The organism is Streptomyces sp. NPDC001816, assembly GCF_042892235.1.
In the GTDB taxonomy this organism is placed as follows: Bacteria; Actinomycetota; Actinomycetes; order Streptomycetales; family Streptomycetaceae; genus Streptomyces.
The window spans coordinates 316040-331115 of sequence record NZ_JBIATY010000001.1 but is presented as its reverse complement, the minus strand read 5'-3'; the positions used below and the strand labels follow the sequence as shown (position 1 = coordinate 331115).

At 71.8% G+C, this 15076-nt stretch carries 14 protein-coding genes; 9 read left to right on the top strand and 5 right to left on the bottom strand.

Annotation, left to right across the window (positions count from 1 at the left end; genetic code table 11):
- Window positions 1–70 precede the first annotated feature (70 nt).
- Together ACFYZZ_RS01445 and ACFYZZ_RS01440 are read left to right on the top strand one after the other, a co-directional pair.
- A complete protein-coding gene (locus ACFYZZ_RS01445; protein WP_389170015.1) occupies window positions 71–1042 on the top strand; it encodes a DUF4349 domain-containing protein in 972 nt (323 codons plus the stop codon).
- Window positions 1043–1069: 27 nt separating this feature from the next.
- On the top strand, window positions 1070–2464 hold the full coding sequence (locus ACFYZZ_RS01440; RefSeq protein WP_389170012.1) for an FAD-dependent oxidoreductase: 1395 nt from the start codon (window positions 1070–1072) through the stop codon (window positions 2462–2464).
- Window positions 2465–2478: 14 nt separating this feature from the next.
- On the opposite strand, the gene ACFYZZ_RS01435 is transcribed toward ACFYZZ_RS01440, so the two are convergent.
- Window positions 2479–2742 carry a hypothetical protein gene (locus tag ACFYZZ_RS01435; RefSeq protein ID WP_389171947.1) on the bottom strand — a complete coding sequence of 88 codons (264 nt, stop codon included), beginning with the start codon at window positions 2740–2742 and terminating at the stop codon, window positions 2479–2481.
- Window positions 2743–2857: 115 nt separating this feature from the next.
- Here ACFYZZ_RS01435 and ACFYZZ_RS01430 point away from each other — a divergent pair, with 115 nt between their 5' ends.
- Window positions 2858–3682 carry a rhomboid family intramembrane serine protease gene (locus ACFYZZ_RS01430; protein WP_389170009.1) on the top strand — a complete coding sequence of 275 codons (825 nt, stop codon included), beginning with the start codon at window positions 2858–2860 and terminating at the stop codon, window positions 3680–3682.
- Between the two features lie 38 nt (window positions 3683–3720).
- On the opposite strand, the gene hemE is transcribed toward ACFYZZ_RS01430, so the two are convergent.
- Complete coding sequence (gene hemE, locus ACFYZZ_RS01425; protein WP_389170007.1) at window positions 3721–4788, bottom strand: uroporphyrinogen decarboxylase; 1068 nt, start codon at window positions 4786–4788, stop codon at window positions 3721–3723.
- Between the two features lie 109 nt (window positions 4789–4897).
- Between hemE and ACFYZZ_RS01420 the strand changes: the two genes are divergently transcribed.
- The 5 genes from ACFYZZ_RS01420 to ACFYZZ_RS01400 all read left to right on the top strand — a co-directional run bounded on the left by ACFYZZ_RS01420 (window position 4898) and on the right by ACFYZZ_RS01400 (window position 11652).
- Window positions 4898–5575, top strand: a complete 678-nt coding sequence (locus tag ACFYZZ_RS01420) for a DUF3000 domain-containing protein (protein WP_389170004.1) — start codon at window positions 4898–4900, stop codon at window positions 5573–5575.
- A gap of 314 nt (window positions 5576–5889) precedes the next feature.
- On the top strand, window positions 5890–6549 hold the full coding sequence (locus tag ACFYZZ_RS01415; RefSeq protein ID WP_386575668.1) for a LuxR C-terminal-related transcriptional regulator: 660 nt from the start codon (window positions 5890–5892) through the stop codon (window positions 6547–6549).
- A 246-nt stretch (window positions 6550–6795) separates the two neighbouring features.
- Window positions 6796–8085, top strand: a complete 1290-nt coding sequence (locus tag ACFYZZ_RS01410) for a ribonuclease D (protein WP_389170001.1) — start codon at window positions 6796–6798, stop codon at window positions 8083–8085.
- 223 nt (window positions 8086–8308) lie between these two features.
- Window positions 8309–9526, top strand: coding sequence for an acetyl-CoA C-acyltransferase (locus tag ACFYZZ_RS01405; RefSeq protein ID WP_263213749.1), 1218 nt, complete (start codon window positions 8309–8311; stop codon window positions 9524–9526).
- The gene (locus tag ACFYZZ_RS01400; protein ID WP_389169998.1) at window positions 9523–11652 is read left to right on the top strand and encodes a 3-hydroxyacyl-CoA dehydrogenase NAD-binding domain-containing protein; all 2130 of its coding nucleotides are present in this window, start codon (window positions 9523–9525) and stop codon (window positions 11650–11652) included. The genes ACFYZZ_RS01405 and ACFYZZ_RS01400 overlap by 4 nt, the downstream gene beginning before the upstream one ends.
- Window positions 11653–11703: 51 nt before the next feature.
- Here the strand turns inward: ACFYZZ_RS01400 and ACFYZZ_RS01395 are convergent, their stop codons facing one another.
- Complete coding sequence (locus ACFYZZ_RS01395; protein WP_389169996.1) at window positions 11704–12720, bottom strand: hypothetical protein; 1017 nt, start codon at window positions 12718–12720, stop codon at window positions 11704–11706.
- 72 nt (window positions 12721–12792) lie between these two features.
- Here ACFYZZ_RS01395 and ACFYZZ_RS01390 point away from each other — a divergent pair, with 72 nt between their 5' ends.
- Window positions 12793–13185 carry an NTP pyrophosphohydrolase gene (locus ACFYZZ_RS01390; RefSeq protein ID WP_389169993.1) on the top strand — a complete coding sequence of 131 codons (393 nt, stop codon included), beginning with the start codon at window positions 12793–12795 and terminating at the stop codon, window positions 13183–13185.
- A gap of 30 nt (window positions 13186–13215) precedes the next feature.
- On the opposite strand, the gene ACFYZZ_RS01385 is transcribed toward ACFYZZ_RS01390, so the two are convergent.
- Both ACFYZZ_RS01385 and ACFYZZ_RS01380 read right to left on the bottom strand, forming a co-directional pair.
- Window positions 13216–13497 (bottom strand): hypothetical protein, encoded by a 282-nt coding sequence (locus ACFYZZ_RS01385; RefSeq protein WP_389169990.1) that lies wholly within the window; start codon window positions 13495–13497, stop codon window positions 13216–13218.
- Window positions 13498–13579: 82 nt separating this feature from the next.
- On the bottom strand, window positions 13580–15046 hold the full coding sequence (locus ACFYZZ_RS01380; protein WP_389169987.1) for an ArnT family glycosyltransferase: 1467 nt from the start codon (window positions 15044–15046) through the stop codon (window positions 13580–13582).
- Between the last annotated feature and the right edge of the window lie 30 nt (window positions 15047–15076).

Sequence of the window (15076 nt, the reverse complement as noted above, 5' to 3'; positions counted from 1 at the left end):
ACGCCAAACGTCCGGCCCTGCCCCGGCGTCCAAGGAGCGTCACAGGTCACCGTCATCGGGGGGTACGCCCATGCGCACACCACGCTCCGCACGCACCGCACGTCCCGCACGCTCCGTCCAGGTCCTGGCCGGGGTCCTGCTCGCCGCCTCCCTCGCGCTCGCCGGGTGCAGCGGCGCGAACGACTCGGGCGACACGAAGTCCGCCGGGGGGCGCTCGGCACCGCACGCGGGCGCCGCCGAGGCCAACGCGCAGGACGCCAAGTCGGCCCCGAAAGCGCCCAGGCTGACCCCGAGCGCCATCATCCGCACCGCCTCCCTGACCGTCGAGGTCAAGGACGTGACCAGGGCCCTGGAGGCGGCCCGTACGACCGCCGAGAGCGCGGGCGGCTACGTCGGCAAGGAGAGCACCAGCCGGGATACCGAGGGCCACGAGCAGACCCGGGTCGTGCTGCGCGTGCCCACCGAGAAGTACGACGAGGTCCTCGCCGACCTGCAGGGCTCCGGCAAGCTGGTCGAGCGCACGGCGAAGGCGGAGGACGTCACCGACCAGGTCGTGGACGTGGACAGCCGGATCAAGTCGCAGCGGGCGAGCGTGGCCCGGATCCGCGAGCTGATGGACAAGGCGACCAAGCTGAGCGACGTCGTCACCCTGGAAGGAGAGTTGAGCAGCCGGGAGGCTGACCTGGAGGCGCTGCTCGCACAGCAGGCGTCCCTGAAGGACCGCACCAGCCTCGCGACCATCACCCTGGCCCTGTCCGAGACGCCCGTGAAGAAGGCCGCCGAGGACGACACGCCGGGCTTCGTGGACGCCGTGTCGGGCGGCTGGCACGTGTTCGTCACGATGCTGCGCTGGATCGCCCTGGCCCTCGGCGCGGTCCTGCCGTTCGCCGCGCTCGCGGCACTGCTGGCGCTGCTGTGGCTGCGCGTCGTACGCCCCCGCCTGCCGCGCCACGCCCAGCCCGCCCCCGCGACACCGACCACCGTCCCGCTGCCCCAGTCCCGCCCGGTACCGGACCCTTCCGGCAAGCCCGGCCAGGACTGAAATCATCTCGCCCCGTAGCGTGTTCGCATGAGCATGAGTAGCGGGCGGGGCGGCAGGGAACGGCTGGTCGTGATCGGCGGCGACGCCGCGGGGATGTCCGCGGCGTCGCAGGCGCGCCGGATGCGGGGGCCGGACGAACTGGAGATCGTGGCCTTCGAGCGCGGCCACTTCTCCTCCTTCTCGGCGTGCGGGATCCCGTACTGGGTCGGCGGTGACGTGTCCGAGCGGGACCGGCTGATCGCGCGCACACCGCAGGAGCACCGCGCGCGGGACATCGACCTGCGGATGCGGACGGAGGTCACGGAGATCGACGTGGCGGGCCGTCGGGTACGCGCGCGCGGCGTCGATTCCGGGGACGAGTCCTGGGTGTCGTACGACAAACTCGTGATCGCGACCGGCGCCCGCCCGATCCGCCCGGACATGCCCGGCGCGGACGCCCCGGGCGTGCACGGCGTGCAGACGCTCGACGACGGCCAGGCCCTGCTGGACTCGCTGGACCACACGCGCGGCCGGCGCGCGGTCGTCGTCGGCGCCGGCTACATCGGCGTGGAGATGGCCGAGGCGCTGATCAACCGCGGCTACGAGGTGACCGTCGTCAACCGCGGCAGCGAGCCGATGTCCACGCTCGACCCGGACATGGGCCGCCTCGTGCACCGGGCCATGGAGGGACTCGGCATCACCATGGTGAACGACGCCGAGGTCACCAAGCTGCTCACCGGTGGGGAGGGCCGGGTCCGGGCGGTTGCCACGGAGGACGCCGAGTACCCCGCGGACGTCGTCGTCCTCGGCATCGGCGTACGCCCAGAGACCACGCTCGCCCGGGCGGCGGGCCTCCCCCTCGGCGCGCACGGCGGCCTGCTCACCGACCTCGCGATGCGCGTGCGCGGTCACGAGGAGATCTGGGCGGGCGGCGACTGTGTCGAGGTGCTGAACCTGGTCTCCGGGCAGGAGCAGTACGTCCCGCTCGGCACCCACGCCAACAAGCACGGCCAGGTCATCGGCACCAACGCCGGCGGCGGTTACGCCACGTTCCCGGGTGTGGTCGGCACGGCCGTCAGCAAGGTCTGCGACCTGGAGATCGCCCGCACCGGCCTGCGCGAGAAGGACGCCCACCGCGTGGGCCTGCAGTTCGAGACCGTCACCATCGAGTCGACCAGCCGCGCCGGCTACTACCCGGGCGCCTCCCCCATGACGGTCAAGATGCTCGCCGAACGCCGCACCGGCCGCCTGCTCGGCGTCCAGATCGTCGGCAGAGAGGGCGCTGCCAAGCGGGTCGACATCGCGGCGGTGGCCCTCACCGCGGGCATGACGGTGGAGCAGATGACAGCCCTGGACCTGGGCTACGCCCCGCCGTTCTCGCCGGTATGGGACCCGGTACTGGTGGCAGCGAGAAAGGCTGCGTCAAAAGTACGGCCACGGTGACTTGCCCAACGCTCCTAAGCCGTCCCGCTGCTGATCCGCGGCAATGAAGTGACACCCGCACCCGACGTCACAGCCGCGGGCTGCTCGACCGAAGGCTTCGCATGGGAGGCGGACGGCCGGGTCGACCGCAGCCGATAGCTCACCGCCTCGTCCAACGTCACAGGACGCTGCATCTGCGAGGCCAGCCGCCCCGCCTCCTGACCGAGCCGCGCAACGTCCTCCCAGGGGAGCCGTACCACCAAAGACAGCTCGGCCTCACCATCGGGCAGAGCATGCATCGCCGAAACCTGCGGAGCTTCCATCGCCTGTCCTCACGTCGGTTGAGAACAGATACGCAAGCCCGCCCGGTCGCGTTCACCGATTCGCGCGCCGCATCGCGGGCACTACTTCTGTGTGGTCATCCCCGTCCATGACGTGAACCCGGCACGCCGCACGCCCTACGTGACGTACGCGCTCATCGCCGCGAACGTCCTCGTCTTCCTCGCCATGCCCGGCATAGCGGGCTCCGTGGCGGGCGGCAGCGATCTGGCGCAGCTGTGCCATCTACAGGCGTTCATGGACCACTACGCGGCGGTCCCCCGGGAGTTGATCCACCATCAGTTGCCGCAGCTGGTCCCGACGGGCGACGTGGGCGTGGGCCCGCACGGCCCGGGCTGTGTGGTGGGACCGGTCCGGTACCGCAAGTCCCCGCCCCTGTCCGTGTTCACCGCGATGTTCCTGCACGGAAGCTGGCTGCACCTGCTGGGCAACATGCTCTTCCTGCTGATCTTCGGCAACAACGTCGAGGACCGGATGGGCCACATCCGCTACTTCCTCTTCTACGTCGTCTGCGGCTACACGGCCGGGTACGGCTTCGCGCTGCTCAACGACTCCTCCGGCGACCCGCTGATCGGCGCTTCCGGGGCGATCGCCGGAGTCCTCGGCGCCTATCTGGTGCTGTATCCGAGGGCGCGGGTGTGGGTCCTCGTCCCGTTCCTGGTCTTCCTGCCGCTCAGGCTGCCCGCCTGGCTGGTGCTGGGCTTCTGGTTCGCCCTGCAGGCGGTGTACTCCTCCGGGCACGGCGTCTCCGGTGCCGGAACCGTGGCCTACGCCGCCCATGTGGTCGGCTTCGTGGCGGGCATGCTGCTGGCCTGGCCGCTCAAGCCCGGCACCCCGCCCCCACCGGAGCCGCCCCGCCTGCTGTTCGGCAGGCAGGCCCGGCCCCGTCAGGTGTGGTGAGCCGGTCCCCTACGCGCGGGACCCCCGAGCCGGTCCGCTCAGCGGGCGCTCGCCGCGTGGACGTAGTCCACGAGCCGGGTCAGCGCGTCCGGGTCGGTGTTGGGCAGCACGCCGTGGCCGAGGTTGAAGACGTGCCCCTCGAGACCGGCGGCCGCGTCCAGCACCTCGCGGGCCCTGGCCTCGACGGTGTCCTTGTCGGTGAACAGGACGGTCGGGTCGAGGTTGCCCTGCAGTGCCTTGCCGGGGCCGACGCGGCGGACGGCCTCGTCCAGCGGGACGCGCCAGTCGACGCCGACGACGTCCGCACCGGCCTCGCCCATGAGCTTCAGCAGCTCACCGGTGCCGACACCGAAGTGGATGCGCGGGACGCCGTACCCGGCGACGGCCTCGAACACCTTCGCCGAGGCGGGCATCACGGACTTCACGTAGTCGGCCGGGGCCAGCGCGCCGACCCAGGAGTCGAAGAGCTGGACGGCCGAGGCGCCCGCCTCGATCTGCACCTTCAGGAAGGCGGCGGTGATGTCGGCCAGGCGGTCCAGCAGGTCGGCCCACAGCTCGGGGTCGCCGTACATCATCGCCTTGGCGTTCTCGTACGTACGCGACGGACCGCCCTCGACCAGGTAGCTCGCGAGGGTGAAAGGCGCGCCCGCGAAACCGATCAGCGGGGTCGAGCCCAGCTCACGGGTGAGCAGGCCGATCGCCTCGGTGACGTAGGGGACGTCCTCGGGAGTGAGGTCGCGCAGCCGGGCGAGGTCGGCGCGGGTGCGGATCGGCTGCTCGACGACCGGGCCGACGCCGGGCTTGATGTCGAGGTCGAGGCCGATCGCCTTGAGCGGGACGACGATGTCACTGAAGTAGATCGCCGCGTCCACGTTGTGGCGGCGCACCGGCTGCAGCGTGATCTCGGTGACCAGTTCGGGCCGCATGCAGGACTCCAGCATGGGGATGCCCTCGCGCACCTTGCGGTACTCGGGCAGCGAGCGGCCGGCCTGACGCATGAACCACACGGGGGTGTGCGGCACGGGCTCGCGCCTGCACGCCTTGAGGAAGGCGCTGTCGTACGTGGCTGTCGGCTGCTGGCCCGTGGAGGCGTCGTTGGCGGTCACGGGGCAAGTCTCGCACGATGCCGGTGAGCGGAACGCACGTGGCCGCGGCAACAGCGGTGCGGGGTGTCTTGCCCTGCACAAAGCCCCGGTTCCCCTTACTCTTCCCCGCATGGCTGCGGCTCAGGGACGACTGTCGGACGGCGCTGGCGAAATGGACGACGCGAAGGGGAACGCGGAGGCGGAGGGGCATGCGGGTACGGCGGGGCCGCCGGCGTTCCGGGCCGCGGTGGAGGCGCTGCGGGCCGCGCGCCTGAGGCCGCAGGTCGAGGTGGAGCCGACGCCGGCTCCACAGCGGCTGGCGCCGTACGCGTACGCGGTGGAGGCCGTGGTGGTCGACGGCGAGCAGGAGCTGGCCGACGGGCGGCTGGTGCTGCTGCACGACCCGGCCGGGCACGACGCCTGGCACGGCACGTTCCGGCTGGTGACGCTGGTGCGCGCGGAGCTGGAGCCGGAGATGGCGGCCGATCCGCTGCTGCCGGAGGTGTGCTGGTCGTGGCTGACCGGTGCGCTGCAGTCGCGCGGGCTGACGTACGGCGAGCCGAGCGGCACCGTCACGCGCGCCAGCTCGCACTACTTCGGCGGTCTGTCCGAGCGCCCCGCCGCCTCGCAGATCGAGATCCGGGCTTCGTGGACACCCCGCGAGGGCCTGGGCGGAGTGCCGGACACCGCCTGTCACCTGGCCTCGTGGTGCGATCTGCTGGCCCAGGTCGGCGGGCTGCCCCCGGCCGGACCGGGCGACGCCTCGGTGGTGACCCTGCCGCAGCGCAGGGGTCCGCAGTCCCGGTGACGTGATCCGGGCCGTATCGACGTACTCCTCATCGACGTACTCCGCACAGGGCTCCGTAATCCTCACAGACCCCTTGTTGACCATCTCTTTGTCGATACGGCCACTTTCCGCACTCGAATCGCACCGGCCCGAACCGACTCGATCTTCGGATGATCGATCGCGCGTCCGAATTGCACGGATTGTTACTCACTAGATCGTGATCATTCTCTAAAGGCGGACGCGTTTACTGCCGAAGACGACTGTGACCTGAAAGCACGGTTCGTCCCGGCTTCATCCCCACAAGCCGGCCCCGTCCCCCCACCCCAGGAGGCCTGGTGTCCGTTCTCCTCGAGCAGCCCGCAAGCCTGGTCGCCTACCGCCCGAACAAGCCGACCGCCATGGTGGTCGTGGCCGACCCGCGCGTCCGCTCCACCGTCACCCGCCATCTGTGGGCGCTCGGTGTCCGCGACGTCATCGAGGCCTCGTCCGTCGCGGAGGCTCGTCCCCGCATCGGCAACCCCCGCGACATCTGTGTCGCCGACGTCCACCTGCCCGACGGCTCCGGCCTGACCCTGCTGTCCGAGACCCGCGCCGCGGGCTGGCCCAACGGGCTGGCGCTCTCCGCGGCCGACGACATCGGCGCCGTCCGCAACGCCCTGGCCGGCGGGGTCAAGGGCTACGTCGTCACCGGCACCCGGACGAACATCGGGCTCCCCACCCGACCCGGCGCCGCTCCCCTCGGCGCCGGCGCCCGTATGCACCGCCGCCCCCCGGGTGCCCCGAGCCACCCGGGCGGCTACCGCGAGCTGTCCGGACGCGAGGTCGAGGTGCTGCGACTGGTCGCGGAAGGCCAGTCGAACAAGGCCATCGGCGTCTCGATGGGCCTGTCCGCCCTGACGGTGAAGAGCCACCTCGCCCGCATCGCGCGCAAGCTCGGCACGGGCGACCGGGCCGGAATGGTCGCCGTGGCCCTGCGCACCGGAATCATCCACTGAGTCCCTGCCCCCTGACCCCGCCGTCCCTCATCCCCTCCCATCCCCCCACCCCCCATACGCCTGAACCCCTGAACCGCTAAGCCCTTGCGCCCCTGACCGACACCGCCGCCGAGGGGCTCGACGGAGCCCCTGGTTCACTCATGTGAACCGTGAGTTTCACCGGCCTGACCGGTTTACGACCCCCCGGTGCCCGTCGACGGAACGTTCCGTCGACGGGCGCTGTCCACACACGGATACCCTTGACAGGTGACCGACGCCCAAGACACCGCAGCAGACAGTGCCCTGCGCACCACCGGAGGCGTCCCTCCGGACGACGCCGGATCTTCTGCGACGGAGGCGCCGACGCCACTTCTCGAACCCCGCGAGGGCATTCCGCCGGTGATCACCGACGAGAACGCCCTCGCCGAGGTGATCGCCGCCTTCGCCGCCGGGTCCGGCCCCGTCGCCGTCGACGCCGAGCGCGCCTCCGGCTACCGCTACGGCCAGCGCGCGTATCTGGTGCAGCTGCGCCGCGAGGGCGCCGGCACCGCGCTGATCGACCCCGTCGCCTGTCCCGACCTGTCCGGTCTCGGCGAGGCGCTGTCCGGCGTCGAGTGGGTGCTGCACGCCGCCACCCAGGATCTTCCCTGCCTGCGCGAGATAGGCATGGTGCCGACATCGTTGTTCGACACCGAGCTGGCCGGGCGGCTCGCCGGGTTCCCCCGGGTCGGCCTCGGCGCCATGGTCGAGGGTGTCCTCGGCTTCGTCCTGGAGAAGGGGCACTCCGCCGTCGACTGGTCCACCCGTCCGCTGCCCGAGCCGTGGCTGCGCTACGCCGCCCTGGACGTGGAACTCCTCGTGGACCTCAGGGACGCCCTGGAGAAGGAGCTGGACCGGCAGGGCAAGCTGGACTGGGCGCGCCAGGAGTTCGACGCGATCGCGTCCGCTCCGCCCGCCGAGCCCCGCAAGGATCCCTGGCGCCGTACGTCCGGCATGCACAAGGTGCGGCGGCGCCGGCAGCTGGCCGTCGTCCGGGAGCTGTGGCAGACGCGGGACCGGATCGCCCAGCGACGGGATGTGTCGCCGGGCAAGGTGCTTTCGGACGCGGCCATCGTGGAGGCCGCGCTCTCTTTGCCGAGCAATGTGCATGCCCTGACCGCGTTGAACGGGTTCGGGCACCGGGTCGGGCGGCGACAGCTGGAGCAGTGGCAGGCGGCGGTCGACCGGGCCAAGGCCCTGCCGGAGTCCGGGTTGCCGCAGCCCGGGCAGCCGGTCGCCGGGCCGCCCCCGCCGCGGGCCTGGGCCGACAAGGATCCTGCTGCCGCGGCTCGGTTGTCCGCGGCCCGCGCGGGAGTGTCCGCTCTGGCCGAGCAGCTCAACATGCCCCAGGAGAACCTGGTCTCCCCGGACACCGTGCGAAGGGTCTGCTGGGAGCCGCCGAAGGTGGTGGACGCCCGGTCCGTCGAGGTCGCGCTGGCCGGGTACGGCGCGCGCGCCTGGCAGGTGGAGCAGGTCACGCCGGTGCTGGTGGCAGCGTTGTCGGCGAAGGGGGCCTGAGCGGCTCACCTGGTCGCTCCTCACACCGAACCCTTGCGGTACGGGCCGCTGAAGCGGAACAGGGACGTCGAGATCACGCCAAGATCCTGGGAGGGGTGGATGTGACGTTCGCCGCTCCCGCCGCCGGGACTGGGCAGCTACGTTACTCATAAGTAGCATGGGGCCTGAGCGCGCGCTCAGCGCATCGCAGCAGTGCCATCCCGCACCCTGGAGGAGAGCCATCGTGCCTCGTACCGTCAGGGACGTCGTCTTCGTCGACGGCGTCCGCACCCCGTTCGGCAAGGCGGGCCCGAAGGGCATCTACCACGAGACCCGCGCCGACGACCTCGTCGTGAAGGCGATCCGGGAGCTGCTGCGCCGCAACCCCGGGCTGGACCCGAAGAAGATCGACGAGGTCGCCATCGCTGCGACCACGCAGATCGGTGACCAGGGCCTGACCCTCGGTCGTACGGCCGGCATCCTCGCCGGTCTGCCGCAGTCCGTCCCGGGCTACTCGATCGACCGCATGTGCGCCGGCGCCCTGACCGCCGTGACGACCACCGCCGGTTCGATCGCGTTCGGCGCCTACGACGCCGTCATCGCCGGTGGTGTCGAGCACATGGGCCGCCACCCGATGGGCGAGGGCGTGGACCCGAACCCGCGCTTCGTCAGCGAGAAGCTGGTCGACGAGTCCGCCCTGTTCATGGGCATGACCGCGGAGAACCTGCACGACCGCTACCCGACGATCACCAAGCAGCGCGCCGACGAGTACGCCGTGCGCTCGCAGGAGAAGGCCGCCAAGGCGTACGCCGACGGCAAGATCCAGCAGGACCTGGTGCCGATCTCGGTGCGCCGCACCAACCCCGAGGCCGGCGAGACCGGTTGGGGCCTGGTCACGGCCGACGAGCCGATGCGCCCGGGCACCACCCTGGAGAACCTCCAGGGCCTCAAGACGCCGTTCCGCGTCCACGGCCGGGTCACCGCCGGTAACGCGGCCGGTCTGAACGACGGCGCCACCGCCTCGATCATCGCGAGCGAGGACTTCGCCCGCGAGAACAACCTGCCGGTCAAGATGCGCCTGGTCTCCTACGCCTTCGCCGGCGTCGAGCCCGAGGTCATGGGCTACGGCCCGATCCCGGCCACGGAGAAGGCTCTCGCCCAGGCGGGCCTGTCCATCTCCGACATCGGTCTCTTCGAGATCAACGAGGCCTTCGCCGTCCAGGTCCTCGCCTTCCTGGAGCACTACGGCATCGCCGACGACGACGCGCGCGTCAACCAGTACGGCGGAGCCATCGCCTACGGCCACCCGCTGGCCTCCTCCGGCGTCCGTCTGATGACGCAGCTGGCCCGCCAGTTCGAGGAGCAGCCGCACGTCCGCTACGGCCTGAACACCATGTGCGTCGGCTTCGGCATGGGCGCGACGGTCATCTGGGAGAACCCGCACTTCGAGGGGGACAAGTGAGCACCACCGCTGAGCTTCTGAAGGGCGCGGCCGAGCTGTTCCCCGACGAGGTCGTGACGTCCGCGCACGTACGCCACCTCGACCTGCCGTTCGGTGCTGGGCGTTTTGCGCTCATCACCCTTGACAACGGCTTCGACCACACCAAGCCGACCACCTTCGGTCCGGCCTCGCTGGCGAACCTCAACACCGCCATCGACCAGGTCGAGGCGGAGGCCGCGGCCGGCGACATCGTCGGTGTCGGCATCACCGGCAAGCCGTTCATCTTCGCGGTCGGCGCCGACCTCAAGGGCGTCGAGCTGCTGAAGAAGCACGAGGACGCGCTCGCCATCGGCAAGGGCGGCCACGAGGTCTTCAAGCGCCTCGCGGCCCTCGCGGTCCCGACCTTCGCGTACTACAACGGCGCGGCCATGGGCGGCGGCGTCGAGGTCGGCCTGCACTGCTCCTACCGGACCGTCTCCAAGGCGATCCCGGCGTTCTCCCTCCCCGAGGTCTTCCTGGGCCTGGTCCCGGGCTGGGGCGGCTGCGCGCTGCTGCCGAACCTGATCGGCGCCGACAAGGCCGTCTCGGTCATCATCGAGAACAGCCTCAACCAGAACAAGCAGCTCAAGGGCCAGCAGGTCTTCGACCTCGGCATCGCGGACGCGATCTTCGAGGGCGCCGACTTCCTGGAGCAGTCGCTGATCTGGACCGCGAACGTCCTCAAGGGCGACGTCGAGGTCGAGCGTCCGGTGATCGACCGCGGCGAGGCCTGGGACCAGGCCGTCGCCAAGGGCCGCTTCGTCGCGGACTCCAAGGTGCACGGGGCCGCTCCGGCCGCCTACCGCGCCCTGGACATCATCGCGGCCGCCAAGAACGGCGACCTGCAGCAGGGTTACGACGCCGAGGACAAGGCGCTCGCCGACCTGATCATGGGTGGCGAGCTGCGCTCCGGCATCTACGCGTTCAACCTGGTGCAGAAGCGCGGCAAGCGTCCCGCGGGCGCCCCGGACAAGAACCTGGCCCGCCCGGTCACCAAGGTCGGCGTCGTCGGCGCCGGTCTGATGGCCAGCCAGCTCGCGCTGCTCTTCCTGCGCCGCCTGGAGGTGCCGGTCGTCCTGACCGACATCGACCAGGAGCGCGTCGACAAGGGTGTGGGCTACGTCCACGCCGAGATCGACAAGCTGCTCGGCAAGGGCCGGATCAACCAGGACAAGGCCAACCGCCTCAAGGCGCTGGTCACCGGTGTCCTGGACAAGGCCGAGGGCTTCTCCGACGCGGACTTCATCATCGAGGCCGTGTTCGAGGAGATCGGCGTCAAGCAGCAGGTGTTCGCGGAGGTCGAGGCGGTCGCCCCGGCGCACGCGATCCTCGCCACCAACACCTCCTCGCTGTCGGTCACGGAGATGGCGTCGAAGCTGCAGCACCCCGAGCGGGTCGTCGGCTTCCACTTCTTCAACCCGGTCGCGGTCCTGCCGCTGCTGGAGATCGTCCGCGGCGAGAAGACGGACGACGCCTCCCTGGCCACGGCCTTCGGCGTCGCCAAGAAGCTGAAGAAGACCGCGGTTCTGGTCAAGGACGCCCCGGCGTTCGTCGTGAACCGCATCCTGACCCGCTTCATGGGCGAGATCCAGAACGTCATCGACGAGGGCACCCCGGTCGACGTCGCCGAGAAGGCCGTCGAGCCGCTCGGTCTGCCGATGTCCCCGCTGGTGCTGCTGGAGCTGGTCGGCCCCGCGATCGGTCTGCACGTCTCGGAGACCCTCAACCGGGCCTTCCCGGACCGCTTCACGGTCTCCCCGAACCTCGCGGCCGTCGTCAAGGCGGGCAAGCGCGGCTTCTACGTCTACGACAGCGGCAAGCCGGAGCTGGACCCCGAGGTCGCGGCGCTGCTGCAGCAGGGCGACTCCGTCCTGACCGAGGAGCAGGTGCGCGAGCGCGTGCTCGACGCGGTGGCGCAGGAGATCGGGCTCATGCTCGACGAGGGCGTCGTCGCCGAGGCCCAGGACATCGACCTCTGCCTCATCACGGGCGCCGGCTGGCCCTTCCACCTGGGCGGCATCACGCCGTACCTGGACCGTGAGGGCGTCTCGGAGCGTGTGAACGGCAAGAAGTTCCTCGCTCCCGGCGTGGCGAGCGTTCCCGCGTAACACCCGGTGACAGGAAGAAGGGCCCCGCTTCGGCGGGGCCCTTCTGCGTGGTCAGAGCGGCCGCCACGCCTGTAGTGCCAGCCCGGGTTCGTCCTTGCGTCTGGTCAGCAGGAGTTGGCCGGTCGACGGGGACAACGTTGCCGCCACCACCCGGTCGTCCTCGTCCACGGCCAGGGACACCAGCGCGTCCACCGGCAGCTGCGGACCCGACTCCGTCCACCACGCGCCCGCCGACTCCAGCTCGGTCGGGTAGGCGGCGAAGGCGACGCGACCGCTCGCCGAGCGCTGGGCCAGCAGCGTGCAGTCATGGCCGTCCAGCTCGCAGCGGACCGCCGCGACCGGACCGGAGCCCGCCGCGGGCAGGAGCGTGACCGGCTTGGTGCCGGGGCGCCAGGCGCACAGGTCGCCCGAGTCGTCGGTGTAGTAGACGGTCGTGCTCTCGGGGGACGTGGCCAGGGCGTGCAGGGTGCCGGGGCGCACCGCCGTCTCCAGGGTCTCCTGGAGCACCGGCTGGGCGCCCGGCTCCTCCTGACGCCAGTGCAGGACGGCACCCCGGGCAGCCGCGTACAGCTCGACCCTGCCGGACTCCCCCGTCACCGCCGCGAGGCCCTCCTGGACCTCACGGCCCTTCAGGTCCCGCCAGGGGTCCCAGCCGCCCTTCTCCTTCTGCGCCAGCAGGCTCACCCCGCCGGCCTTGTTCCGTACGAAGACATGGGCGCGGCCCTGTGCGTCCACGGCGACGGCGGGGGTGCCGGTGCGGTCGCCCTTCTTGTCCGGGTGGCCGATCGGGTTCCAGTCCAGGGCCGCGAGGCGGGGGCGGAAGTGGGTGGAGTGCACCAGGCCCGACTCGCCCTTGATGGTGGGCCGCCAGGAGACCAGGTGGGCGTAGCCGTCGGCGCCCTGGCCGACGGCGAGGACGCGGTGGAGCTTCTGGTCGCCGCCCACCTTGTGCGGGTCGCTCCAGGGGCCGTCCGGGCCACGCTCCGCCCGGCACAGGACGGCGTCGCCCGACAGCTGGTAGACACTGAGCCGGCCGTCGCGGCCGCGTAGGAGCCAGTCGCCGTTCACCAGTTCACTTTAAGCGGCCCTGGTCGCAGGCCGGGGCCCGCCCCCTCTCCGGTGGCGTGGGACCCTTGCCCCATGGACGACCCCCTCGGCTCCCCGGACCCGGACGGCCCGCTGCTCGTGATCGTCGACGGCGCGAACGTCGTCGGGTCGCGGCCCGACGGCTGGTGGCGGGACCGCAGGGGCGCCGCCGAGCGGCTGCGGGACCGGCTGGCCCGCGAGGGGCTGCCGGGTCATGCGGGCGCCGTGGAGCTGGTGCTCGTCGTCGAGGGAGCCGCCCGTGGTGTGGAGTCGGTGCCGGGGGTACGGGTCGCGGAGGCGTCCGGCAGCGGGGACGACCGGATCGTGGAGCTGGCCGCCGAGAACCCCGACCGGGCCCGTCTCGTGGTGACGGCCGACCGTGAACTGCGGCGCCGGGTGACCGAACTGGGCGCGGAGGTGGCCGGGCCGCGCACGGTCCTCGGCTGAGGGTGCGGGGGCCGCCGCCCTACCACTCGGTCAAAGCGCCACGAGCAGGGTGAGGACGGCGGCCAGTCCGGTGGCTCCGAGGGTGGTTCCGGCGACGGCGGTCCACATGCGGCCGATGCCCTTGCGCGCGTAGTGGATGCCGGCGAGGCCGAAGGTGAGGGCGAGGGGTGCCGCCATGAACGACCACGGCATTACGGCCAGCATGAGGTAGGGCCATGCGCCGATGGCCGCGACGACCCCGAAGACGAGTGAGGTGGGGCCCAGGGCCACGGCGGGTGCGTCCCTGTGGCCGGGCACGATCGGTGCGGACATGAGATCCCCCTGAGTTGAACGTGTTCAAATCGCTGCTGCGAGCATAGCAGCGGGTCCGCCCGGCACCACGGCCAACTCCCCCTCAGCCGCGCGGAATCCGGGCATAGAGCACCGCCCCGTCCACCGTCCCCACCTCCTCGTACCGCGCGTCCAGCACCCGGCGCAGGCTCGGCACGCGGTCCAGTGCGTACGGCTTGCCGCGGGAGTCGTCCACGACCAGGGCGGGGGCGTGCGCGGTCAGCTCCGCCCGGAAGACGGGCCAGGCGCCCTCGACCGCGTACTTCTCGCCGACCTGGGGGCCGTCGCGGCCGCCGCTGTAGTTGGTGAGCAGGCCCGCGGTGAGGTAGCGGGTGGCGGGGGTGCGGCGGGCCAGCCAGTACGTCTCCGGGTGCATGCCCCACACCAGGACACGGTCGGCGGGCGCGGTGCGCTGGGCGAGGGCGGCGGCGAGGCGCTGGGCGTGGGCGAGTTCGGGGCGTGGCGCGAGCAGACCCCAGGCGAGGAACAGGGCGCAGCAGCAGGCCGAGGTGAAGACGGCGGCCGCCGGCCGTTCGCGGGGCGATGCCCACAGCGCGGCCGTGGCCAGCAGGGCCGCGGGCGGGGTGAGTTGCAGGTAGTAGTGGCCGAAGAAGTGGAAGCCGACGGTGACGGCGACGGCCGAGGACGCCAGCCACAGCCACAGGTCGGCCGCGTCGGCCACGCCGGTGCGGGTAGTGCGGGCGGTACGCAGGGACCGTACGACCGGTGGGATCAGGCCCGCGCAGGCCACGGCCAGGAGGGCGGTGTTGGCCAGGCCACGGCCGAGGACGTGGAGTTCGGAGCCGGTGAAGGAGGCGTAGGCGGCGGAGCCGGTGACCGTCCAGAACAGGAATCCGGCAGGGTCCGTGACCAGGGCCGCGCACAGCACCGGTACGGCGAACCCGGCCCCGAGCCGTAGCGCGCCCGCGCGCGGAGTGTCGGCCCGGTTGAGCAGCCAGGCCACCGGCAGCAGCACCGCGCCGCCGGTCTGCTTGGTGAGGAAGGCGCAGGCGACGGCGGCCCCGGCCGCGCCCCAGCGGCGGCGGTCCGCGCACCACAGGGCGGCCGCCGTGGCGGGCAGTATGAACACCTCGAAGGTGGCGGCCTGCGCGTCCTCGGGGTTGAGACCGACGGACACCAGCAGGTACAGCAGCCCCGCGGCACGGCCCGCGGTGTCGCCCCAGCGGCGCCGCGCCAGGGAGGCGAGCAGGACGGCGGTGAGCGTCTGCGCGAGGATCGCCAGCACCCGGACAGGAGTGAGGGAGCCGGAGCCGCAGACCGCGAAGGCGGCCTCGTACAGCCAGGGCACCAGTGGGGGTTTGCGGTCCACGACCGTCTCGTACAGGTGCCCGCCGTGGGCGAGAAGGCGGGCCTCTACGGCGAGATAGCCCTCGTCGGGGTTCCACACCGGCCGGACGAAGGAGGGCACCCGGGTGACGCAGGCCAGGACCGCGAGGGCGGGCAGCAGCCGCGTCCAGTATGCCCTCCGGGTCGTCACGGACCGTGCGGGAGCGGGCGGGGCGGCAAGCATGGGGAGCACGTTATCCGGCCCGGCAGTTCC